This window comes from Pseudomonas fluorescens, from assembly GCF_902497745.1.
GTDB classification, from domain to species: Bacteria; Pseudomonadota; Gammaproteobacteria; order Pseudomonadales; family Pseudomonadaceae; genus Aquipseudomonas; species Aquipseudomonas fluorescens_BM.
Map to the genome: position 1 here is coordinate 173,776 of NZ_CABVHJ010000003.1, position 23,117 is coordinate 196,892.

The 23,117-nt window shown below is 59.8% G+C and carries 25 protein-coding genes and 1 pseudogene; 13 read left to right on the forward strand and 13 right to left on the reverse strand.

The window, feature by feature from the left end; translation table 11 throughout:
* Positions 1-114: 114 nt before the first annotated feature.
* Entirely contained in the window at positions 115-720 is a 606-nt protein-coding gene (locus F8N44_RS05910; protein ID WP_007919931.1) for a TetR/AcrR family transcriptional regulator, read from the forward strand.
* 114 nt (positions 721-834) lie between these two features.
* On the opposite strand, the gene F8N44_RS05915 is transcribed toward F8N44_RS05910, so the two are convergent.
* Together F8N44_RS05915 and F8N44_RS05920 are read right to left on the reverse strand one after the other, a co-directional pair.
* Positions 835-1,293 (reverse strand): REP-associated tyrosine transposase, encoded by a 459-nt coding sequence (locus F8N44_RS05915; RefSeq protein WP_150649678.1) that lies wholly within the window; start codon positions 1,291-1,293, stop codon positions 835-837.
* Between the two features lie 213 nt (positions 1,294-1,506).
* Entirely contained in the window at positions 1,507-1,947 is a 441-nt protein-coding gene (locus tag F8N44_RS05920; RefSeq protein WP_150649679.1) for a GlcG/HbpS family heme-binding protein, read from the reverse strand.
* A gap of 268 nt (positions 1,948-2,215) precedes the next feature.
* On the opposite strand from F8N44_RS05920, the gene gcl reads away from it, so the two are divergent.
* From gcl to F8N44_RS05960, 8 genes are all read left to right on the forward strand, one after another.
* Positions 2,216-3,991 (forward strand): glyoxylate carboligase, encoded by a 1,776-nt coding sequence (gene gcl, locus F8N44_RS05925; protein ID WP_008083509.1) that lies wholly within the window; start codon positions 2,216-2,218, stop codon positions 3,989-3,991.
* 179 nt (positions 3,992-4,170) lie between these two features.
* Positions 4,171-4,953 carry a hydroxypyruvate isomerase gene (gene hyi, locus F8N44_RS05930; RefSeq protein WP_150649680.1) on the forward strand — a complete coding sequence of 261 codons (783 nt, stop codon included), beginning with the start codon at positions 4,171-4,173 and terminating at the stop codon, positions 4,951-4,953.
* A 143-nt stretch (positions 4,954-5,096) separates the two neighbouring features.
* The gene (locus tag F8N44_RS05935) at positions 5,097-5,990 is read left to right on the forward strand and encodes a 2-hydroxy-3-oxopropionate reductase (RefSeq protein ID WP_007919937.1); all 894 of its coding nucleotides are present in this window, start codon (positions 5,097-5,099) and stop codon (positions 5,988-5,990) included.
* Positions 5,991-6,144: 154 nt separating this feature from the next.
* The gene (locus F8N44_RS05940; RefSeq protein WP_150649681.1) at positions 6,145-7,419 is read left to right on the forward strand and encodes a glycerate kinase; all 1,275 of its coding nucleotides are present in this window, start codon (positions 6,145-6,147) and stop codon (positions 7,417-7,419) included.
* Positions 7,416-8,831 (forward strand): pyruvate kinase, encoded by a 1,416-nt coding sequence (pyk, locus tag F8N44_RS05945; RefSeq protein WP_150649682.1) that lies wholly within the window; start codon positions 7,416-7,418, stop codon positions 8,829-8,831. Before F8N44_RS05940 ends, pyk begins: the two co-directional genes overlap by 4 nt.
* A 137-nt stretch (positions 8,832-8,968) precedes the next feature.
* Positions 8,969-9,883 (forward strand): urea transporter, encoded by a 915-nt coding sequence (locus F8N44_RS05950; RefSeq protein WP_150649683.1) that lies wholly within the window; start codon positions 8,969-8,971, stop codon positions 9,881-9,883.
* 21 nt (positions 9,884-9,904) lie between these two features.
* Positions 9,905-10,729 (forward strand): ion transporter, encoded by an 825-nt coding sequence (locus F8N44_RS05955; protein WP_007919942.1) that lies wholly within the window; start codon positions 9,905-9,907, stop codon positions 10,727-10,729.
* Positions 10,730-10,833: 104 nt separating this feature from the next.
* The gene (locus tag F8N44_RS05960) at positions 10,834-11,832 is read left to right on the forward strand and encodes a sulfate ABC transporter substrate-binding protein (protein WP_034151535.1); all 999 of its coding nucleotides are present in this window, start codon (positions 10,834-10,836) and stop codon (positions 11,830-11,832) included.
* A 239-nt stretch (positions 11,833-12,071) separates the two neighbouring features.
* Here F8N44_RS05960 and F8N44_RS05965 read toward each other — a convergent pair whose 3' ends face one another.
* Complete coding sequence (locus F8N44_RS05965; RefSeq protein WP_150649684.1) at positions 12,072-12,692, reverse strand: DUF5666 domain-containing protein; 621 nt, start codon at positions 12,690-12,692, stop codon at positions 12,072-12,074.
* Between the two features lie 243 nt (positions 12,693-12,935).
* Between F8N44_RS05965 and F8N44_RS05970 the strand changes: the two genes are divergently transcribed.
* The 4 genes and pseudogenes from F8N44_RS05970 (at position 12,936) to F8N44_RS05985 (ending at position 15,592) form a co-directional block, all read left to right on the forward strand.
* Entirely contained in the window at positions 12,936-14,123 is a 1,188-nt protein-coding gene (locus F8N44_RS05970; RefSeq protein WP_150649685.1) for an MFS transporter, read from the forward strand.
* Positions 14,124-14,198: 75 nt separating this feature from the next.
* A pseudogene (locus F8N44_RS05975) lies at positions 14,199-14,366 on the forward strand (helix-turn-helix domain-containing protein); the annotation flags it as partial.
* Positions 14,367-14,539: 173 nt separating this feature from the next.
* On the forward strand, positions 14,540-15,007 hold the full coding sequence (locus F8N44_RS05980) for a helix-turn-helix domain-containing protein (protein WP_150649686.1): 468 nt from the start codon (positions 14,540-14,542) through the stop codon (positions 15,005-15,007).
* Between the two features lie 51 nt (positions 15,008-15,058).
* Entirely contained in the window at positions 15,059-15,592 is a 534-nt protein-coding gene (locus F8N44_RS05985; protein ID WP_150649687.1) for a PIN domain-containing protein, read from the forward strand.
* Between the two features lie 57 nt (positions 15,593-15,649).
* Here the strand turns inward: F8N44_RS05985 and F8N44_RS05990 are convergent, their stop codons facing one another.
* From F8N44_RS05990 to ccmA, 10 genes are all read right to left on the reverse strand, one after another.
* Positions 15,650-16,054: a hypothetical protein gene (locus F8N44_RS05990; protein ID WP_016987493.1), complete on the reverse strand. Its 405-nt coding sequence runs from the start codon at positions 16,052-16,054 to the stop codon at positions 15,650-15,652.
* A 25-nt stretch (positions 16,055-16,079) separates the two neighbouring features.
* Positions 16,080-17,282 (reverse strand): c-type cytochrome biogenesis protein CcmI, encoded by a 1,203-nt coding sequence (gene ccmI, locus F8N44_RS05995; protein WP_150649688.1) that lies wholly within the window; start codon positions 17,280-17,282, stop codon positions 16,080-16,082.
* Entirely contained in the window at positions 17,279-17,749 is a 471-nt protein-coding gene (locus tag F8N44_RS06000) for a cytochrome c-type biogenesis protein (RefSeq protein WP_150649689.1), read from the reverse strand. The genes ccmI and F8N44_RS06000 overlap by 4 nt, the downstream gene beginning before the upstream one ends.
* Positions 17,746-18,282 carry a DsbE family thiol:disulfide interchange protein gene (locus tag F8N44_RS06005; RefSeq protein ID WP_150649690.1) on the reverse strand — a complete coding sequence of 179 codons (537 nt, stop codon included), beginning with the start codon at positions 18,280-18,282 and terminating at the stop codon, positions 17,746-17,748. Before F8N44_RS06005 ends, F8N44_RS06000 begins: the two co-directional genes overlap by 4 nt.
* Positions 18,279-20,267 carry a heme lyase CcmF/NrfE family subunit gene (locus F8N44_RS06010; protein WP_150649691.1) on the reverse strand — a complete coding sequence of 663 codons (1,989 nt, stop codon included), beginning with the start codon at positions 20,265-20,267 and terminating at the stop codon, positions 18,279-18,281. The genes F8N44_RS06005 and F8N44_RS06010 overlap by 4 nt, the downstream gene beginning before the upstream one ends.
* A 3-nt stretch (positions 20,268-20,270) precedes the next feature.
* Positions 20,271-20,726: a cytochrome c maturation protein CcmE gene (gene ccmE / locus F8N44_RS06015; RefSeq protein ID WP_007919964.1), complete on the reverse strand. Its 456-nt coding sequence runs from the start codon at positions 20,724-20,726 to the stop codon at positions 20,271-20,273.
* Entirely contained in the window at positions 20,723-20,899 is a 177-nt protein-coding gene (gene ccmD, locus F8N44_RS06020) for a heme exporter protein CcmD (protein WP_003222944.1), read from the reverse strand. Before ccmD ends, ccmE begins: the two co-directional genes overlap by 4 nt.
* On the reverse strand, positions 20,896-21,651 hold the full coding sequence (locus F8N44_RS06025; RefSeq protein ID WP_016987487.1) for a heme ABC transporter permease: 756 nt from the start codon (positions 21,649-21,651) through the stop codon (positions 20,896-20,898). The genes ccmD and F8N44_RS06025 overlap by 4 nt, the downstream gene beginning before the upstream one ends.
* Positions 21,652-21,729: 78 nt before the next feature.
* Positions 21,730-22,398: a heme exporter protein CcmB gene (ccmB, locus tag F8N44_RS06030; RefSeq protein WP_008083427.1), complete on the reverse strand. Its 669-nt coding sequence runs from the start codon at positions 22,396-22,398 to the stop codon at positions 21,730-21,732.
* Positions 22,395-23,030 (reverse strand): cytochrome c biogenesis heme-transporting ATPase CcmA, encoded by a 636-nt coding sequence (gene ccmA / locus F8N44_RS06035; protein WP_150649692.1) that lies wholly within the window; start codon positions 23,028-23,030, stop codon positions 22,395-22,397. The genes ccmB and ccmA overlap by 4 nt, the downstream gene beginning before the upstream one ends.
* Positions 23,031-23,117 lie beyond the last annotated feature (87 nt).

The window sequence follows — 23,117 nt, forward strand, 5'->3', positions numbered from 1 at the left end:
ATGAATGTTGCGAAGCATAACGCGACCTTAGACCACGCGGGGCATTCTTGAGCGCTGCGCGAGGCCGGTGCTACCATGCGCAACCGCCAGAACAGGCAAGGAACCACCGGGTTTATGAGCACAATCCGCGAGCGCAACAAAGAACTGATCCTGCGTGCCGCCAGTGAGGAGTTTGCCGACAAGGGCTTCGCTGCGACCAAAACCAGCGACATCGCCGCCAAGGCGGGATTGCCCAAGCCCAACGTTTACTACTACTTCAAGTCCAAGGAAAACCTCTACCGCGAGGTATTGGAAAGCATCATCGTGCCGATTTTGCAGGCCTCGACCCCGTTCAACCCGGACGGCGTACCGAGCGAAGTGCTGAGCGGCTATATCCGCTCGAAGATCCGCATCTCCCGCGACCTGCCCTTCGCCTCCAAGGTGTTCGCCAGCGAAATCATGCACGGCGCGCCACATTTGAGTGCCGACCTGGTCGAACAGCTCAACGGTCAGGCCAAGCACAACATCGACTGTATCCAGAGCTGGATCGATCGCGGCCAGATCGCCCCGATTGACCCCAATCACCTGATGTTCAGCATCTGGGCCGCAACCCAGACCTACGCCGACTTTGACTGGCAGATTTCTGCGGTCACGGGGAAGGACAAGCTGGACGAGGCGGATTATGAAGCGGCGGCGCAGACGATTATCCGGTTGGTGTTGAAGGGGTGTGAGCCGGACTGATAGACCGCAGTGACGGCTTCGCGAGCAGGCTCACTCCCACATTGGATCTGTGGCGTTCACAAATCCCCTGTGGGAGCGAGCCTGCTCGCGAATGGCGGCAACACAGAATAACGCTCAAACCCAAATCGCATCCCACAGCGGATAGTCGCCAAGCTTCTTAACCAAACCAGCCCGCAACGGGTTAGCCACGACATACCGAGCCAACTTCACCAGATCATCCTCTCTGCGCAATGCACGATCATGAAAGCCTGATTGCCAAAGACTGGTCTGTCGACCCGTCGAGAGATTCACGGCTTTGGTGCTGAGGGATTTTGTACGCTGCATCAACTCGCCGAGCGAACCGCGCTTCAATTCAATCAGCCAATGAAAATGATCTGGCATGACTACCCAGGCCAACGTACTGGCAATGCCCATTTCCTCTGCGACGTGAAATTGGCTGGCGACCAATCGACCCAGTGCAAAGTCGCTGAAAACAGGCTGCCTTCCCGCCGTATTGGTTGTCAGCAGGTAGATGCGGTTGTGTTCGGAGTAACGACCAATGCGCAAACGATTTGAAGCAGATGGATTCAGCATTCCTTCGCCTTTTCATGTCTTGATCATGAAAAGGCTAGTTCTGTGAATGTGGGAGCAAGTGCCAGGTTTTTAGCAGGATGTGTTTTTGAGATCGTATTCGCGAGCAGGCTCGCTCCCACAGGGGACTTGGGGTATTCAGACATTTTGTGTCTGAGCACAAATCCAATGTGGGAGCGAGCCTGCTCGCGAAGGCGGTTAATCAGACGCTATAGATCAAGCAGCCACCCCCGCATCCGCCCGCAACTCCAACGCCTCCACCGCCCTGATCGCCACCTGCTCATCAATATCCGACAGATCGCCGCTGATGCCGATCGCGCCCAGCACATTCCCCGCCTGATCCCGAATCAACACACCACCCGGTGCTGGCACGACGCTGCCTTGGCCCATGCTGTTGAGTGCGGCAATAAACGCCGGGCGTTGTTGCGCGTCGAGTGCCAGCAGGCGTGAACCTTTTCCCAGGGCAATCGCGCCCCAGGCTTTGCCGATGGCGATGTTCGGGCGCAGCAGGCTGGCGCCGTCTTCGCGTTGCAGGGTGATCAGGTGGCCGCCGGTATCGAGTACCGCGATGGTCAGCGGCGCGGCGTTGATGCCGCGCCCTGCACTGATGGCTTCATTGACCAGGTTGACTGCGACTTTCAAGGTTAAAGCGCTCATGGTGCCGTCCTCATTTTGTTATAGGGAAAGTCGTGGGCCTGCGGTTTTGTGCCGCAGGCCGATGCAACAAATAGAACACAATGAGTTATTTTTTTGTATACAATAATTCTCGAAAAGCGCCACATGCGACGAAAAGCCACACTCAGAAAGGCTTCCGACGAATGAAACAGGTGCTTGAGAAAATGGATTGACCTGCGCCGTCCGCCGTGAATACACTCTGCGCAAAGCCACTTGTATACAATTACAAAACGTAAAGAGGCACAAAACCATGAGCAAAATGAGAGCAATCGAAGCCGCCGTTCTGGTGATGCGCCGTGAAGGGGTTGATACCGCTTTTGGCATCCCGGGCGCTGCCATCAACCCGCTGTACTCCGCCTTGCAGAAAGTCGGTGGCATCGATCACGTCCTTGCTCGCCACGTTGAAGGCGCCTCGCACATGGCCGAGGGCTACACCCGCACCAAGGCCGGCAACATCGGCGTGTGCATCGGGACTTCCGGCCCTGCCGGTACCGACATGGTCACCGGGCTCTACAGCGCCTCGGCCGACTCGATTCCAATCCTCTGCATCACTGGCCAGGCACCCCGCGCCCGTATGCACAAGGAAGACTTCCAGGCTGTCGACATCACCAGCATCGTCAAGCCAGTCACCAAGTGGGCAACCACTGTTCTGGAGCCGGGCCAAGTGCCTTACGCGTTCCAGAAAGCGTTCTTTGAAATGCGTTCCGGCCGTCCAGGCCCGGTGCTGATCGATCTGCCGTTCGACGTGCAGATGGCCGAGATCGAATTCGACATCGACGCTTACCAGCCGCTGCCATTGGCCAAACCGACCGCCACCCGCGTGCAGGTCGAAAAGGCTCTGGCTTTGCTGGATCAGGCTGAACGTCCATTGCTGGTGGCCGGCGGCGGCATCATCAACGCCGACGCCAGCGATCTGCTGGTTGAATTCGCTGAGCTGACCGGCATTCCGGTGATCCCGACCCTGATGGGCTGGGGCACCATCCCGGACGATCACCCGCTGATGGTGGGCATGGTCGGTCTGCAGACTTCGCACCGTTACGGCAACGCGACGATGCTGAAATCCGACGTGGTGTTGGGTATCGGTAACCGTTGGGCCAACCGTCACACCGGTTCGGTTGACGTCTACACCGAAGGCCGCAAGTTCATTCACGTCGACATCGAAGGCACGCAGATCGGTCGTGTGTTCACGCCGGATCTGGGCATCGTTTCCGACGCCGCTGCAGCACTGACCGTGTTCATCGAAGTCGCTCGTGAATGGCAAGCCGCCGGCAAGCTGAAAAACCGCAGTGCCTGGCTGCAAGATTGCCAGCAGCGCAAAGCCAGCCTGCACCGCAAGACCCACTTCGACAACGTGCCGGTAAAACCGCAGCGCGTTTACGAAGAAATGAACCAGGTGTTCGGCAAAGACACCTGCTACGTCAGCACCATTGGTCTGTCGCAGATTGCCGGCGCGCAGTTCCTGCACGTCTACAAGCCGCGTCACTGGATCAACTGTGGCCAGGCAGGCCCGTTGGGCTGGACCATTCCGGCAGCGCTGGGCGTGGTGAAGGCCGATCCGAACCGCAAAGTCGTGGCCCTGTCGGGGGACTATGACTTCCAGTTCATGATCGAAGAACTGGCGGTCGGCGCTCAGTTCAAACTGCCGTACATCCACGTCGTGGTGAACAACTCGTACCTGGGCCTGATCCGTCAGGCACAGCGCGGGTTCGAAATGGACTACTGCGTGCAGCTGTCCTTCGATAACCTGAACGCGCCGGAACTCAACGGTTACGGTGTTGACCACGTCGCAGTGGCTGAAGGCCTCGGCTGTAAGGCACTGCGTGTGTTCGAACCATCGGAAATCGCCCCTGCCCTGCGCAAGGCCGAACAGATGATCGAAGAGTTCAAAGTGCCGGTGATCGTCGAGATCATTCTGGAGCGTGTGACCAACATCTCCATGGGTACCGAGATCAACGCCGTCAACGAATTCGAAGACCTGGCGCTGGTCGGCAACGATGCGCCAACGGCGATTTCGCTGCTTGATTGATCGTAACTAGCCCCCTCTCCCTCCGGGAGAGGGTTGGGGTGAGGGAAAGGTTTTGCGGTGCTCGCAAAATTCGGATCAGACTCAGGATTCCCCCTCACCCTAACCCTCTCCCCCAGGAGAGGGGACTTGATCGCGTTCAGTCTGACCAACCGTGTCACATCCGTTTTTAGGAGACCACCATGCCGCGTTTCGCAGCCAACCTGTCCATGCTGTTCACCGAACAGGATTTCCTTGCCCGTTTCGACGCCGCCGCCAAGGCTGGTTTCAGCGGTGTCGAGTACCTGTTCCCGTACGACTTCAGCTCCGCCGAAATCAAGGCAAAACTGGAGGCCAACGGTCTGACCCAAGTGCTGTTCAACCTGCCGGCCGGTGACTGGCCCAAGGGCGAGCGCGGCATCGCCTGCCTACCGGATCGGGTTGAGGAGTTCCGCGCCGGTGTCGATCTGGCCATCGCTTACGCACAAGTGCTGGGCAACACCCAGATCAACTGCCTGGCCGGTATTCGTCCGCAAGGCGTTGACGATGCAACCGTAGAAAAAACCTTCGTTGCCAACCTCAAATACGCCGCCGACAAGCTGCAGGCCGCGGGCATCAAACTGGTGATGGAAGCGATCAACACCCGCGACATTCCAGGCTTCTACCTGAACAACACGGCGCAAGCCCTGTCGATTCGCGAGCAGGTCGGCAGCGCCAATCTGTTCCTGCAATACGACATCTATCACATGCAAATCATGGAAGGCGATCTGGCCCGCACCCTGCAATCGCACCTGGGCGAGATCAACCATGTGCAGCTCGCGGACAACCCGGGCCGTAACGAACCAGGCACCGGTGAAATCAACTACCGCTTCCTGTTCGAACACCTCGACCGCATCGGTTATCAGGGTTGGGTTGGCTGTGAATACAAGCCGCTGACCACCACCGAAGCAGGCCTCGGCTGGCTGAAAACCCACAACGCAATCTAAACGAACACATGACCCTTTAGGAGCTGCCGAAGGCTCGGGCCGCGTTCGGACGATCTTTTGATCTTGACCTTCAAAAGCAGAATCAAAAGATCGCAGCCTGCGGCAGCTCCTACGGCTGTTTATAAAAACAAGAGGATTTTCTCATGGCTAAAATCGGATTTATCGGCACCGGCATCATGGGCCACCCAATGGCTTCGAACCTGCAGAAAGCCGGTCACAGCCTGTTCCTGTCGGCGCACCACGACGCTGCCCCTGCCGATCTGGTGGCCGCTGGCGCCGTCGCCTTGGCCAACCCGCGCGAAGTGGCGCAGGAAGCTGAATTCATCATCGTCATGGTCCCGGACACCCCGCAGGTCGACGACGTCCTGTTCCGCGCCGACGGCGTTGCAGCCGGCCTGAGCAAAGGCAAAATCGTTATCGACATGAGCTCGATTTCGCCGACTGCCACCAAAGCGTTCGCGGCGAAGATCAACGAGAAAGGCGCGCAGTACCTCGACGCACCGGTTTCCGGTGGTGAAGTCGGCGCCAAAGCCGCGACCCTGAGCATCATGATCGGTGGCGACGCCGATGCCTTTGAACGCGCTCTGCCGCTGTTCCAGGCCATGGGCAAGAACATCACTTTGGTCGGAGGCAACGGCGACGGTCAGACCGCCAAAGTCGCCAACCAGATCATCGTTGCCCTGAACATTCAGGCCGTTGCTGAAGCCCTGCTGTTCGCTTCGAAAAACGGTGCCGATCCGGCCAAGGTGCGTGAAGCACTGATGGGCGGTTTCGCTTCCTCGAAGATCCTTGAAGTGCACGGCGAGCGCATGATCAAAGGCACCTTCGATCCAGGCTTCCGCATCAGCCTGCACCAGAAGGACCTGAACCTGGCCCTGCAAGGCGCCAAAGAGCTGAACATCAACCTGCCGAACACCGCCAACGCTCAGCAAGTGTTCAGCACCTGCGCGGCCATCGGTGGCAGCAACTGGGACCACTCGGCGCTGATCAAGGGTCTGGAGCACATGGCCAACTTCTCGATTCGCGACAACAAATAAAGCCTGCACAAAACCCTGTGGGAGCGAGCCTGCTCGCGAAAGCGGTTGCACATTCAACATCCATGTTGGCTGACACACCGCCTTCGCGAGCAGGCTCGCTCCCACAAGGGTTCCGAGTTGCCCTTTCGAATAACAAGAATTCCGGGAGCCCGCCATGTCGGTCGATCCGCAACAACTGCTGCGCGAGCTGTTTGCCACAGCCATCGACGCGGCTCATCCGAACCAAGTCCTCGAAGCCCATTTGCCTGCCGATCGTACCGGTCGGGTGATCGTCATCGGTGCCGGCAAAGCCGCCGCCGCGATGGCGCAAGTGGTCGAGCGTTGCTGGGAAGGTGAAGTGTCTGGCCTGGTGGTGACCCGTTACGGTCACGGCGCCCCGTGCGAAAAAATCGAAGTGGTCGAAGCCGCGCACCCGGTGCCGGACGCTGCCGGCTTGGCCGTGGCCAAACGCGTGCTGGAGCTGGTCAGCAACCTGACCGAGGACGACCGCGTGATCTTTCTGCTCTCCGGTGGCGGCTCTGCCCTGCTGGCGTTGCCGGCCGAAGGCATCACCCTCGCCGACAAGCAGTCGATCAACAAAGCTTTGCTCAAATCCGGCGCGACCATCGGCGAGATGAACTGCGTGCGCAAGCACCTCTCGGCGATCAAGGGTGGCCGTCTCGGCAAGGCCTGCTGGCCTGCCACTGTTTATACCTACGCGATTTCCGATGTCCCGGGCGACCTCGCCACGGTCATCGCGTCCGGCCCGACCGTGGCCGACCCAAGCACTTCCGCTGAAGCGCTGGCGATCATCAAACGCTACGGCATCGAGATACCCGCTTCCGTACGCAACTGGCTGCAAAGCCCGGAGTCGGAAACCGTCAAACCCGGTGACCCATCCTTGGCGCGCAGTCACTTCCAGCTAATCGCCCGCCCGCAGCAATCGCTGGATGCCGCTGCGGTGAAATGCCGTCAGGCCGGTTTCAGCACGCTGATCCTCGGCGACCTCGAAGGCGAATCCCGGGAAGTGGCGAAAGTCCACGCCGGCATCGCCCGCCAGATCATCCATCACGGTCAGCCATTGGCAGCGCCGTGCGTGATTCTCTCCGGCGGTGAAACCACGGTAACCGTGCGCGGCAATGGCCGTGGCGGGCGCAACGCCGAGTTCCTTCTGAGCCTGACCGAAAACCTTAAAGGCCAGCCCGGCATCTATGCGCTGGCCGGTGACACCGACGGCATCGACGGCTCGGAAGACAACGCCGGCGCGATCATGACCCCGGACAGCTACGCCCGCGCCGCCGCCCTTGGCCTGAGCGCCAGCGACGAGCTGGATAACAACAACGGCTACGGCTATTTCCAGGCGCTCGATGCGCTGATCGTCACCGAGCCGACCCGCACCAACGTCAACGACTTCCGCGCCATTCTGATCCTTGAGAACTGCAAATCATGACGCCTGATAAAAAGGTCAAAATCCTCGCCACCCTCGGGCCTGCTGTTGATGGCATCGAAGACATCCGTGAGCTGGTCGAGGCTGGGGTGAATATCTTCCGCCTGAACTTCAGCCACGGCGATCACGCCGACCACGCCAAGCGCTATCAGTGGATCCGCGAAGTCGAGCGCCAGCTCAACTATCCGCTGGGCATTCTGATGGACTTGCAAGGGCCGAAACTGCGCGTCGGCAAGTTCGCCGACGGCAAAGTACAGCTGCATCGTGGGCAAGCGTTCCGTCTGGATCTGGACGCGACACCGGGCGATGAGCGTCGGGTGAATCTGCCGCATCCGGAGATCATTGCCGCGCTGGAAACGGGCATGGATCTGCTGCTCGACGACGGCAAACTGCGTCTGCGCGTGGTCACCAAATACGCCGACGCCATCGACACCACCGTGCTCAACGGCGGCGAGTTGTCGGATCGCAAAGGCGTCAACGTGCCGCAAGCGGTGCTCGATCTCAGCCCGCTGACCGCCAAGGATCGCCGCGACCTGAGCTTCGGTCTGGAGCTGGGTGTGGATTGGGTTGCGCTGTCGTTTGTGCAGCGTCCGCAGGACATCATCGAAGCGCGCGCATTGATCGGCGACAAAGCCTTTTTGATGGCGAAAATCGAGAAGCCTTCGGCCGTTGAGCAACTGCGTGAAATCGCTGAATTGAGCGACGCGATCATGGTCGCTCGCGGTGATCTCGGCGTCGAAGTGCCGGCGGAAAGCGTGCCGCAGATTCAGAAAAACATCATCACCACTTGCCGTGAACTGGGCAAACCGGTGGTGGTGGCGACGCAGATGCTGGAATCGATGCGTTTCTCCCCTGCTCCGACCCGCGCCGAGGTGACTGACGTTGCCAACGCCGTGGCCGAAGGTGCCGATGCGGTGATGCTGTCGGCGGAAACCGCCTCCGGTGAGTACCCGCTGGAAGCCGTGCAGATGATGAGCAAGATCATTCGTCAGGTGGAAAACGGCCCGGATTATCAGACCCAGCTCGACGTCAGTCGGCCGAAAGCTGAAGCGACCGTTTCCGATGCGATCAGTTGCGCAATCCGGCGTATCAGCAACGTGCTGCCGGTAGCGGTGTTGGTCAATTACAGCGAGTCGGGTACGTCGAGTTTGCGTGCGGCGCGGGAACGGCCGAAAGCGCCGATCCTCAACCTGACGCCAAACCTGCAGACCGCGCGGCGTTTGAGCGTGGCATGGGGGATTCACTCGGTGGTCAACGATCGCCTGCGTCAGGTCGATGAGGTTTGCTCGACCGCGCTGGAAATCGCCCAGGCCCAAGGCATGGCCGAGCGTGGCGACACACTGTTGATCACTGCCGGCGTGCCGTTCGGCCAGCCGGGCTCGACTAACTCGCTGCGGATCGAAACATTGATTTAAGCCCCCCACCATGATCGTTCCCACGCTCTGCGTGGGAGTGCGGCCCGGGACGCTCTGCGTCCCAAGAGCAGACGCAGAGCGTCCTTTGAGGCATTCCCACGCAGAGCGTGGGAACGATCAGTATCGAATGACCTGCCATGCCTGCCAATCATTTCAACACCCACTGCCCCGACTGGGCCGAGGCTTTGCTCAACGGTTTCAGTCAAATATTCCTCCAGCGCCATCCCCTGTGCGGCCTGCTGTGCCTGTTGGCGATCCTGCTGACCGCGCCGGTGCTGTTCGCCGGAGCGCTGCTCGGTGCCGTCGCCGGATTGCTCACTGCGCAACGGCGCAACTACGCCAAGGCTGATCGCCAGGCCGGGCTGTTCAGCTACAACGGCATTTTGCTTGGCCTGTTGCTGAGCCTGTATTTCCCGTGGTCGCCGCTGCTGCCACCGCTGATTCTCGCCGCCGGCGGCTTGAGTGCGATGGTCACGCAGCAATGGCTCAAACATGTCTACAGCAGCCGATCGATTCCGGCCTACACCTCGCCGTTCGTGGCCATGAGCTGGGTATTGCTGCTGTTTGCCGAACCGTCGGCGCCGATGGCGCACATCGAGATGAACACGCTGAACGTGCTTGCCGCCGAATTGCGCGGTTTGGGCCAGGTGATGTTCCTTGGTCATCCACTGGCCGGCGCATTGATCGCCATTGGTTTGCTGATCGCTGATCGCCGTGCATTCTGCTGGGCGCTGCTGGCGTCGGCGATCGGCCTAGGTTCGAGCCTGTTGCATCACGAAACCAGCGCCGCTTTGCTCGGTCTTGGCAGCTACAACGCCGTGCTCGCCGCCCTCGCCTTCAGCACGCAACGTCAACAACCTTGGCTGCCGCTGGTCGGCATCGTGTTAGCGCTGCTAGTTACACCGCTGTTTGCAGCGGTGGGGCTCGCCACGTTGACCGCGCCATTCATCCTCGCCGGCTGGCTGATCCGCGCCGGGATTCAGATGCTCGGCAAAGCCACCGTCGAGCGTGCGCCTTGCGCTCACGGGGAGAATCAACCTAGGCTGCGCTGATCTTCGATTCAGGCGTTATCCATGGACAGCAGCAACAGTTGGCGCGAACGGCTTTACGTGATGATTTTCCAGAGCGACACCCGCGCCGGGCGTCGCTTCGACGGCATCCTGCTGTTGATCATCCTCGCCAGTCTGGTGATCGTGATGCTCGACAGTATCGACAGCATTCACCAGAACTACGCCGACGTGCTGGCCTACATCGAGTGGGGCTTCACGATCATCTTTCTCGGCGAGTACATCTTGCGTCTGTACTGCTCACCGAAACCCTTGCGCTACGCCTTCAGCTTTTACGGGTTGGTGGATTTGCTGGCGATCGTGCCCGGCATCCTCGCCCTGTATTACAGCGATGCGCAGTACCTGCTGATCATCCGGATCATCCGCATGCTGCGGATCTTCCGTGTGCTCAAACTCAGCCCGTACCTCAAGCAAGCCAATTACCTGATGTCGGCGCTGCGTGGCAGCAAGCAGAAGATCGTCGTGTTTCTGGTCAGCGTCTGCACCCTGGTGACGGTGTTCGGCACCTTGATGTACGTGATCGAGGGCCCGGAGCATGGCTTCACCAGCATTCCCAAAGGCATCTATTGGGCTATCGTCACCTTGACCACCGTCGGCTTCGGCGACATCGTGCCGAAGACCCCGCTGGGCCAGGTGATTTCGTCGCTGGTGATGATCACCGGTTACTCGATCATCGCCGTTCCTACGGGGATTTTCACCGCTGAACTGGCCAATGCCATGCGCGGCGAACAGCTGCAACACGACTGCCCGGTGTGCAAGAAAAACAGCCATGAACACGGCGCGGCATTTTGCTCGCGATGCGGCAATGCACTGTTCAAGAAACTGGAATAAGCAAAGAGCTTTTTAATCTTTAAACGACTATGCGTGCCCCGTTATAGTCAGTGGCAATTGAACATCACCCCCTGCTCCTACACAGATAAAACAAGGAATGCGCAGTGAAAAAACTCTTTGGCGCCTCACTTCTCGCCGCCGGTCTGGCCCTGGCCAACATCGCTCAGGCAGCCCCGACGCTGCTCAACGTTTCCTACGACGTGATGCGCGATTTCTACAAGGACTACAACACTGCGTTCCAGAAACACTGGCAGGCCGAGCACAACGAAAACATCACGGTACAGATGTCCTTCGGCGGTTCGAGCAAGCAAGCGCGCTCGGTGATCGATGGCCTGCCGGCAGACGTCATCACCATGAACATGGCCACCGACATCAACGCCCTCGCCGACAACGGCAAACTGGTGCCGGAGAATTGGGTCACGCGTCTGCCCAACAACAGCGCACCGTTCACCTCGGCCACTGTATTCATCGTGCGTAAAGGCAACCCGAAAGCGCTGAAAGACTGGCCGGATCTACTCAAGGACGGCGTACAAGTGATCGTGCCAAACCCGAAAACCTCGGGTAACGGCCGCTACACCTACCTGTCAGCCTGGGGTTATGTGCTGAAGAACGGTGGCGACGAAAACAAGGCCAAGGACTTCGTCGGCAAACTGTTCAAGCAAGCGCCGGTACTGGACACCGGTGGCCGCGCCGCGACTACCACGTTCATGACCAACCAGATCGGCGACGTGCTGGTGACCTTCGAAAACGAAGCGGAAATGATTGCCCGCGAGTTTGGTCGTGATCAGTTTGAAGTGATCTACCCGAGTGTGTCCGCTGAGGCTGAGCCACCGGTTTCCGTAGTCGATAAAGTGGTCGACAAGAAAGGCTCGCGTGCGGCGGCTGATGAGTACCTGAAGTACCTGTGGTCGCCGGAAGGTCAGGAGATTGCCGCGGCAAATTACCTGCGTCCGCGTGATCCGGCGGTGCTGGCGAAGTACACCGATCGTTTCCCGAAAGTGGATTTCCTTTCGGTGGAGAAGACCTTTGGTGACTGGCGTACGGTGCAGAAGACTCACTTCAATGATGGTGGGGTTTTTGATCAGATTTACAGCGGGCAGTAAGGTTTAAGTGCAACGAAAAAGGCGACCCACTAAGGTCGCCTTTTTTGTGGCCGCTTTACCCTCACCCCAGCCCTCTCCCAGAGGGAGAGGGGGCCGACCGTGGGATGCTCAAAAGATTTGCCGACCTGAAAGTGCTGCTGTGAATCCATAATCGCTGCAAGTCTTTCAGGTCGATGTATAGCGCCAGACACCTCGGTCAGTCCCCTCTCCCTCTGGGAGAGGGCTAGGGTGAGGGGCTTTTACATCGGCGGAGTGACACCGTCCTTGCCGGCAGAAATCGATTGCGCCGTCAGCGTGCCATCCGCACTCTGCGTGACAAACGTGACAATCTTCACCCCAACCTTCAACAAACCCCGATCCCCCGGCACCAAATTCACAATCGGCACATCCTCCGGCACCAGAATCTTCTGCTGCCCGCCCTTGTAGTTCACCGTCAGCACCCGCCCGTTGCTCACCACCAGATCGCCGACGCTGCCATTGGTCATGCTGCTGCCCTTGGCCAGATCGAACGGTCGATGGCCATCGCCACTCCCCGCCAGCTCCGGCGGAAACACATGCACTTCCAGCGCCTTGAGCGTGCCGTCCTCCTGCGGCATGGCCGCCGAACCGATGTAACTGCCGGGTTTGATGTCTTCGATATTGGCCAGGGTGACGGCGCGAACCTTGGTGTCACCGGTCAACTGAATCACCACGTTTTCACCGCTGTTGACGTGGACTTTCAGTGAGTCGGCACTGACCCCGGTGATCTCGCCGCGCACACCGATGCGCATCCCCGGTGCGTCGGCGGCCTGTGCGCTCATCGCGCCGAGCAGGCTGATCAGGGCAATCGTTACGGTGTGGCGAAGCGTCTGACGAAACATTGCAATCCTCCGGTCATCAATGTTGAACAAGCCAATACAAACATAAGCACGCTATCGAACAGTATGTAAGTGAATGTATCATCGACCCCCGACGGTCGGACGCAAGGTTCGCCGATGGATGACAAACCGATAGCACCCAGTGATTCCGCAACGGAATAACTGATATCAACCGAAGGCGCCTTCTGCCCCTGCGGTTTGCTCCTTAGCCTTAGCGCATCCCCTTTCGCTGGATCGAGAAACCTTATGACCACCACCACTCACGCAATGACCCGAGGCATGGTGCTCCTGTTCGCCTTCTGCTGCGGCGCGATCGTTGCCAACATCTACTACGCACAGCCGATCATCGGCCTGATCGCCCCTGATATCGGCCTGAGCGACACCATGGCCAGCTTCATCGTCTCGCTGACGCAGATCGGCTATGCGCTGGGCCTGTTTTTCCTGGTGCCACTGGCCGATCTGCTGGAAAACCGTCGGTTGATGATCATCACCACCGTGGTGGCGATTGCCAGCCTGTTGGCGGCGGCGTTTACCGATCAGCCGAATGTGTTTTTGCTGATCTCGCTGCTGGTCGGCTTCAGTTCAGTATCGGTACAGATCCTGATTCCACTGGCGGCGCATCTGGCACCGGAAGAATCCCGTGGCCGGGTGGTCGGCGGGATCATGGGCGGTTTGCTGCTGGGGATTCTGCTGGCGCGGCCGGTGTCGAGCGTGGTGGCCGACCACTTGGGCTGGCGGGCGATGTTCATGATTGCCGCAGCGCTGATGGCAGTGATCAGCGTAGTGCTGGCGCTGACCGTGCCCAAGCGCCAGCCGGATCACAGCGCCACGTATGGCCAACTGATCGGTTCGCTGTGGACGCTGCTGCGCCAGCAACCGGTGCTGCGTCAGCGCGCGTTTTACCAGGGTTGCATGTTCGCCACGTTCAGCCTGTTCTGGACGGCGGTGCCGCTGGAACTGGCGCGTAACCATGGCCTGTCGCAAAGCGGCATCGCGATCTTCGCTCTGGTCGGCGCCATCGGTGCCATCGCCGCACCCATCGCCGGACGCCTGGCTGACGCCGGCCACACCCGCATCGCCTCGCTGCTGGCCATGCTGTTCGCCAGCCTGAGCTTCCTGCCCGCCTTCATTCACCCCGCCTACAGCGTGATAGGCCTGGCCGTGACCGGCGTGGTGCTCGACTTCTGCGTGCAGATGAACATGGTCCTCGGCCAGCGCGCGGTCTACTCGCTGGACGCAAAAAGCCGTGGTCGCCTCAACGCGCTGTACATGACCAGCATCTTCATTGGTGGCGCCTTTGGTTCGTCGGTGGCCAGCGCGGTGTATGAGCATGGCGGCTGGTTGTGGATCGTGATTGTCGGCAGTGTGTTTCCGCTGTTGGCGTTGTTGCGGTTTTTGAGTGTTTCGCAGCGTGGTTCATTGGCAACGGCGTAAGTTGGCGAAAGCTTCGCGAGCAGGCTCGCTCCCACAGGGATCCACGATAACTTCCAGACTTTTAAAGGAGCATTGATGGACCGCCTCGCCGCCATGGAAACCTTCGTCTGCATCGTCGAAACCGGCTCGTTTTCTGCCGCCGCCCGGCGCCTGAATACCGGTCAGCCCGCCGCCTCGAAAACCATCGCGCATCTGGAAAAACGCCTGGCCGTCAGCCTGCTCCTGCGCTCGACTCGCGGCCTTATGGGCGGTATTTCCGACGGGAAGAATGGCGAGCGCCAAGGCGCGGGCGTTTGTTGAGTTTGTGCAGGGGGATTCTGAACAGCGAGCATTAACACCAAGCGTTTCGTTTATTGCGATATTCGTTTATTTCGAATAACGTTCCGGCATTCCTTATTCAAAATGTCGGAAAAGTCATGTCGATCATTGTTCATCCCCCCATCAACCTCCCCGTAGAACGCGAGATCAAAGCAGCCATTGAAGGCCAACGAACCCTGGCCGCTTACTTGGCAACTCAATTCGAAACCCAGCACATCCAGATCTTCGATGAGCAGAACGAAGCCCATCGTGTCGAGTTGCCCACCTCCGCGTTGCGCCTGCTAGCCGATATTCTCGCGGCGCTGGCAGAAGGTAACGCCGTTAAAGTCGTGCCAATACACGCCCAACTAACTACCCAGGAAGCCGCCGACCTGCTCAACGTCTCACGCCCGCACATGATTAAACTGCTGGAAAGTGGCGAGATTTCCTACCACAAAACCGGCAAGCACCGACGTGTGCGCTTTGCCGATCTGATGGATTATAAGACCCGGCGTGACAGCGCCAGCGAGCAGGCAATGATGCTTCTCGCAGAGCAGGCACAAGCGTTAAGGACAGGTTACGAGTGAGGCATTCCTCTTTCACTGCTGCCTCGCCAATAAAGAGCCGATGCATGTGTTTTGTACCCAGCCCCATTGAGAGACTTTTTGATGTGGTTAGCCCTCTCAGGGCTATTCCGGGCACGATGGACCAAGGAGATTCACGGCGAATGGAAACGCAATCTGTTGAAGAACCGCACTGACCTGACAATCGAGCAATTGGATCGCACCTCGGAGCTGATGGATCAGGCGATTCCCGATGCCTGCGTCTACGACTATGAAAATTTGGTCAGTGGATTGTCATTGCCCGATCTGGATGACCGCCATGTTCTGGCAGCAGCGATTCGTTGCAATGCTGGCGTGATCGTGACGTTTAATTTGAAAGATTTTCCCGACAAATACCTCGCCCCTTTCGGTATTGAGGCGCAACACCCGGATGAGTTCGTCGAAAACCTGTTTCATCTGGATTCGGCAGCCGTTGTCGCAGCCGCGCAGCACCAACGCAAACAATTGAAAGCACCCACGATGGACGTCGAATCGTTTCTGAGTTTGCTGCAACGTCAGGGGTTGAAGAAGTCGATTCAAGCGCTCGGCAGCTATCGCGCGATCCTGTGAAATCACCAACGCAATCGACAGACAAAAAAACGGCGATCCGAAGATCGCCGTTTGCATTCACTGCCCGAACTGTTTGCCCAACCCAGGTGGCACGCCGTGGATGTTGGTGTCTTCCCACGGGCCGTTGGGGCTGACGGAGCGGCTCCAGCCGTTGTTCCAGCGGTAGTAGGTGCGCTGGCGGTAGAAGGTGTTGGTCTGGTCGTCGAGGACGTAGACGCCGAGTTTCTGATCCCAGTGGCTGTTGCCGCCCGGTGGCGGGGCGAAGCTGGCCGAGGTGCGCGGCACTGGTTTGGCCGGTTTCGCCGGGATACTTTTGCCCGGGGTCGGTGAGGTCGACGGGGTCGGGCTTGGTTGCGACGGCGGGATTGGTGGCAAATTCGTCGTCGGTTCCGGTCGTTGCACCGCACATGCACTCAAGCCCAGGGCCAGTGTGAGGACTGTGATTCGGGCGATGGTGTGCATGGCGGTGCTTTCCTGTTGTGTCCGGCTATTTGTCCGGGCTGTCGATGGTCAGTTTTTGTAGCGCGGTGGTGCTGCTGGCCAGAGGGCCGCTGCGACCGACCCACTCGCCGGCAGTCGGTTGGCCGGCGCGGGAGATGCGCGCAACCAGTTGGACTTCAGGGAAGTTCGACAGTTTCAACTGCGGCATCATTGCGTCGGCATCGCCCAGTTCAACGGTCACCGGCAAATCGGCCACGGTCAGGCGTTTGGCCGCCAGCGGTGCCGGTGGGCCGGAGGTGGCGCGGGCGAAAATGAACACGCTGTCACCCGGTTGCACTTTGCTTCTGAGTTCGCTGGCCAGATCGACGCTGACTTTCAACAGCGCGGCTTTCGCGGCTACGGGTGCCTGAGCGACTTTGCCGCCACTGGCTTCCAGACGCTCGGCGGCGCGTTTGATTCCGCCTTGCAGTGCGGCGCGGGAGCTATCCTCCGGCGGCAATTGCGCCAGCAAGCGGTTCCAGTAATCGATGGCTTCCTGATAACGCTCACCCTCAAAGGCGGCGATACCGAGCAAACCAAGGCTGGTCACTTCTTTCGGATCAGCCTTCAGCGCTTCGTCGGTCAGCGCCTGAATCTTCGCCGACCACTTCTTGCCGTCAGCAAAATACTGCGCCTGCGCCCACTGGCCGAGCAGTTCCGGCTGGCGACCGGCCAGATTGGCGGCGCGTTCGAACATCTTCGCCGCGTCCGCCGGGCGCTCTTGCGCCATGTAAGTACGGCCGAGAAAGTACAAGCCTTCCGCAGAGTCCGGTTGCGCCGCGACGGCACGTTCCAGACGCTGGGTCATTTCTTCCATCGACTGCGGCGCCTGGGCGAATTCGCGGGTCAGTTCGACCTTGTCGGCAGCGCCGAAATGCAGATACAGGCCCAGGCCCAACACCGGCACCAACACCGCCGCCAGCAACGGCAACGGTTTGCCCAGTTTCGAGATACGCGGTGCGGCAACCCCTTCGGTATCTGCCAGCAATTCACGCGCAGCCTCGGCACGACCGCTGTCCATTTGCGCCGCGTCGAGCACACCTTCAGCCTGTTGCGCTTGCAACTCGGCGACACGCTCCTGATACAACGCAACGTTCAGGGCAGTACGATCCTCTTCACGCTGGGCGCGACGCTCACGCAAAACCGGGATCAGCAGAAAACTCAGGGCGACCAGAAGCAACAGCCCTGCGGCAAGCCAGAAATCAATCATTCTTGGTTTTTATCCAACAGTTGGTCGAGGCGCTGACGCTCTTCGATGGACAGCGCTTGCGGAGTCTCGGCGCGTTGCCCGCGGCGACGACGGACAATCACCGCGATCACCACCAGACCACCGAGCAGCAGCCCGGCCGGGCCGAACCACAGCAGTGCGGTTTTGGCGTTGAGCGCCGGTTTGTAGCGGACGAAATCACCGTAGCGATCCACCATGAAGTCGATGATCTGCTGGTTGTCCTTGCCCTCGCCGAGCATGCGGAAAATCTCTTTGCGCAAGTCCGCAGCAATCGGTGCGTTGGAGTCAGCGATGTCCTGGTTCTGGCACTTGGGGCAGCGCAGTTCCTTGGTCAATTCGCGGAAACGCTCACGATCGCCTTCTTTGGCGAACTCATAAGTATCGATGGCGGCTTGGGCGACACCGACCAGACTCAAACCCAATATCAGCGCAGCCATAAAGCGCTTCATGGCTTGGCCTCGTCGACCAGCGCCTGATATTTCGCGGCGAGTTTTTCGCGCCAGACTTGTTCGTCAATCACGCCGACGTACTTGTCGCGGATGATGCCCTTGGCGTCGATGAAGAAGGTTTCCGGCGCGCCGTAGACGCCGAGGTTCAGGCCCAGCGATCCTTCGTCGTCACGAATATCCAGCGCATACGGATTGTGGAATTCGGCCAGCCATTTCAAGGCATCGGCGTTGGTGTCCTTGTAGTTGATGCCGTAGATCACCACGCCACGCTCGGCGAGTTTGTTCAGCACCGGATGCTCGACCCGGCAGGAAATGCACCAGGTGCCCCAGACGTTGACCAGCGCCGGCTTGCCGAGAATGTCAGCCTTGGTCAGGTTCTTGTCGCCCTGCACGTTTGGCAGGGAAAACTCCGGGAACGGCTTGTTGATCATCGCCGACGGCAGTTCCGCCGGATCGAGGTACAGACCGCGATAAAGAAATACCACCACCAGTAGGAAAATCGCCAGTGGCACCAGCATCAACCAACGTCTCATGCCGCCGCTCCCGTCATGCCCAGTGCTTCACGCACCTTGGCTTTCACCTTGACCCGATAACGTCGATCCAGCGCCGCCAGCAATCCACCAAAACCAGTGAGCAAGCCGCCGAACCAGATCCAGCGCACGAACGGTTTGACGTGTACGCGCACCGCCCACGCGCCGTTGTCCAGCGGTTCGCCAAGGGCAACGTAAAGGTCGCGAGTGAAACCGGCGTCGATCCCGGCTTCGGTCATCACCGAGTTCTGCACGGTGTACAGGCGTTTTTCCGGATGCAGTACGCTGATTTCCTTGCCGTCGCGGATCACCCGAATAGTGCCTTTGTCGGAGGTGAAGTTCGGCCCTTCAAAGTGCTTGGCGCCTTCAAAAATGAAGTGATAACCGGCCAGGTCCATCGACTCGCCCGGCGCCAGACGCAGGTCTCGTTCGGCACTGTTCTGGCTCGACAAGACCACGCCCAGCGCACACACGGCGATGCCGAGGTGGGCGATCTGCATGCCCCAATAGCTGCGGGTCAGGGTTGGAAGGCCTTTGATCAAACCTTTGTGGCGAGTCTTGTCGACGATGTCGCGCACGCCCGCGAGCAACACCCACGCGGCCAGCAGGAAGGTCGCGATCACTGCCCAGTTGAAATCGCCGTAAGCGACACCGGCCACCACGGCCAGCGCGACGCTGCCGAGCAGCACTGGCGTCAGCATGCTGGCCAGCCATTTCACCGGGGTGTCTTTCCAGCGCACGATCACACCGACCGCCATCACCATCATCAGCAACGCCATCAACGGAATGAACAGTGCGTTGAAGTACGGCGGGCCGACCGACATTTTCGCGCCGCTGAGGGCATCGAGAATCAGCGGGTACAGCGTGCCGAGCAGAATCATCGAGGCGGCAACGACCAGCACCAGGTTGTTGCCCAGCAGCAGGGTTTCGCGCGACCACAGGTTGAAGCCGACCTGGCTCTTGACCACTGGCGCGCGCAGGGCGAACAGCGTCAACGAGCCGCCAACCACGAACAACAGGAAGATCAGGATGAATACGCCGCGCTCAGGATCGGAGGCAAACGCGTGTACCGAGGTCAGCACGCCGGAGCGGACGAGGAACGTCCCGAGCAGGCTCAGCGAAAACGCGGCAATCGCCAGCAACACCGTCCAGCTCTTGAACACGCCACGTTTTTCCGTGACCGCCAGCGAGTGAATCAGCGCCGTGCCGACCAGCCAAGGCATGAAGGAAGCGTTTTCCACCGGGTCCCAGAACCACCAGCCGCCCCAGCCGAGTTCGTAGTAGGCCCACCACGAACCGAGGGTGATGCCGATGCCGAGGAAGGCCCAGGCGACGATGGTCCATGGCCGCGACCAACGTGCCCACGCGGCATCCAGTCGACCGCCCATCAACGCCGCGATGGCAAAGGCAAACGCCACCGAAAAACCGACGTAACCCATGTACAACATCGGCGGGTGAACGATCAGGCCTATGTCTTGCAACAACGGGTTCAAGTCAGCGCCGTTGCTGGGCATTTGCGGCAGGATGCGTTTGAACGGGTTGGACGTGAGGATCAGGAACAGCAGGAAACCGGTGCTGATCATGCCCATCACCGCCAGCACCCGCGCCAGCATGACTTGCGGCAACTGCCGGGAGAACACCGACACCGCGAAGGTCCAGCCACCGAGGATCAACGCCCACAGCAGCAACGACCCTTCGTGGGCGCCCCACACTGCACTGAATTTGTAGTACCACGGCAACGCGGTATTGGAGTTGTTCGCCACATACGCGACGGAGAAGTCATCGGTCATGAACGCGTAGGTCAGAATGCCGAAGGCGAACAGCAGAAACGCAAACTGACCCCACGCGGCAGGCTGGGCCAGACTCATCCAGAAACGGTCGCCGCGCCAGGCACCGATCAATGGCACCACGGCCTGCACCAGCGCGAAACACAGCGCCAGAATCATCGCCAGATGACCGAGCTCAGGAATAAAAATCGTCGACGTCATCGATCAACCCTCCTTCGCTGGCGTTGGTGCGGATTGACCACTGTCTTTCAAGGCTTTGGTCACCTCCGGCGGCATGTACTTCTCGTCGTGCTTGGCCAGCACTTCATCGGCCACCACCACACCGTCGGCGTTGAGCTTGCCGAGGGCGACGATGCCCTGCCCTTCGCGGAACAGATCCGGGAGGATGCCGCGATAGGCGATGGTCACGGACTTGTTGAAGTCGGTGACAACGAATTTGACGTCCAGCGAATCCTTCGAGCGCTGCAGCGAACCGGCCTCAACCATGCCGCCGGCGCGGATGCGCGTGTCTTGCGGCGCTTCGCCGTTGGCGATCTGGGTCGGGGTGTAGAACAGATTGATGTTCTGCTGCAGGGCGCTGAGGGCCAGGCCGACGGCAGCGCCGACCCCGACCAGAATGGCCAGAATGATGATCAGACGTTTCTTGCGCAGCGGATTCACTTGCCGTTCTCCCGGCGCAGACGACGCGCCTCTTGTTGCAGATAGCGCTTGCGGGCCGCGATCGGCGCCACCACGTTGAGGATCAGCACCGCCAGACAGATGCCGTAAGCCGACCAGACATACAGGCCATGATGGCCCATGGCGAGGAAGTCGCCGAATGAAGCAAAACTCATCGAGCAGCCTCCAGACTGTGCTGCACTTCTTCTTTCACCCAACTGGCGCGGGCTTCGCGCTTGAGCACTTCAAGACGCATGCGCAGCAACAGCACGGCGCCGAAGAAACAGTAGAAGCCCAACACCGTCAGCAACAGTGGCAGCCACATTTCCGCCGGCATTGCCGGTTTTTCCGTGAGGGTGAAGGTCGCGCCCTGGTGGAGAGTGTTCCACCATTCCACCGAGTATTTGATGATCGGAATGTTGATCACACCGACGATGGCCAGCACCGCGCAGGCCTTGGCGGCGCTGTCGCGGTTGCTGATCGCATTGCCCAGCGCGATCACGCCGAAATACAGGAACAGCAGAATCAGCATCGAAGTCAGGCGCGCGTCCCAGACCCACCACGAACCCCAGGTCGGTTTGCCCCAGATCGCCCCGGTGACCAGCGCTACGGCGGTCATCCACGCGCCGATCGGTGCGGCGCATTGCAGGGCGACGTCGGCCAGTTTCATTTTCCACACCAGCCCGACCACACCGCACACCGCCAGCATCACGTAGATCGACTGAGCGAGCATCGCAGCAGGCACGTGGATATAGATGATGCGAAAGCTGTTGCCTTGCTGATAATCCGGCGGCGCAAAGGCCAGGCCCCAAACGACGCCGACGCCAATCAGCAGCAACGCTGCGATGCTCAACCACGGCAGGAACTTGCTGCTGATGCCGTAGAACCACTTGGGCGAGCCGAGCTTGTGAAACCAGGTCCAGTTCATACTGTTTCCATCACGGGTGCCGCTCATCGGTGTGAGCAGTCTCAGGGTCTTTGCTGGTTAAATTTTAACCAGACCTCATTATTCGCCGACGCTGATCTTCAGGCCAGCAGCTATTGCAAAGGGTGTCAGGGTGATCGCCAGGGCGGTCAGGCTACCCAGCCACAGCAGATACCCGGTCGCCGGCATGCCTTGCAAGGCGGCCTGCAAGGCGCCACTGCCAAGGATCAACACCGGGATGTACAACGGCAGAATCAGCAGCGCCAGCAACAGGCCGCCACGCTTCAAGCCGACCGTCAGTGCCGCGCCCACCGCGCCGAGCAAGCTCAGCACCGGTGTTCCCAGCAGCAACGAAAACAGCAAAACCGGCAGGCAGGCGGCAGGCAAACCGAGCATCAACGCCAGCAGCGGTGAGAGCAGAACCAGCGCCAGACCGGAGAAAAGCCAGTGTGCCAGCACCTTGGCCAAGACCAGAAGTGGCAGCGGGTGCGACGAAAGGACCCACTGTTCCAGGGACCCGTCTTCGAAATCACTGCGGAACAGCCCGTCCAGCGAGAGCAGGACCGACAACAGCGCCGCCACCCAGACTAACCCGGGGGACAGGTTTTGCAACACTTGAGTTTCCGGGCCGACGGCCAGCGGGAACAAAGCGATGACGATGGCGAAGAAAATCAGCGGATTGGCCAGCTCCGCCGGGCGGCGAAACAGCAGACGGGATTCACGGGCAACCAGCAGGCCGAACACACTCATACTGCCCAGTTCCCCAGATCGATGTCGCGATAACCGGCCGGCATGCGGCTCAGCGTGTGGTGCGTGGTCAACACCACCAGACCACCGCGCTCACAGTGCCCAGCCAGATGTTCTTCGAGCTGCGCCACGCCTTGCTTGTCCAGCGCGGTGAACGGCTCATCGAGAATCCACAGCGGCGGGCTGTCAAGATACAAGCGTGCCAGCGCCACGCGGCGTTGTTGACCGGCAGACAGGCTGTGGCAGGGAACATCTTCGAAACCGCGCAATCCTACAGCTGCCAACGCTTGCCAGATGGCCTCGCGTTCGGCGGGATGATGCAGGGCACAGAGCCAAGAGAGGTTCTCTTCGGGGGTCAGCAAATCCTTGATCCCGGCGGCGTGGCCGATCCACAGCAAGTTGCGGGCGAGTTCGCTGCGTTGTTCGGTCAGCGGCTGGCCATTGAGCAGGACGTGCCCGGCGGTCGGCTGCATCAGCCCGGACAACAGGCGCAAAAGGCTGGTCTTGCCGCTACCGTTGGGTCCGCTGATCTGCACCATATCGCCACCGGCGAGTCTCAATTCGAGATTTTCGAAGAGCAGCCGCAGATCACGTTCACACGCGAGAGCAACGGTTTGCAGGACAGGACTGGTCAAGGGATCACGGGCCTTATACGGTTCAAGTCGGCTCTGGCGCGGCCGTTAAAGAGATGCAGCATAGATGCATTGACGGCTCGATCTAGA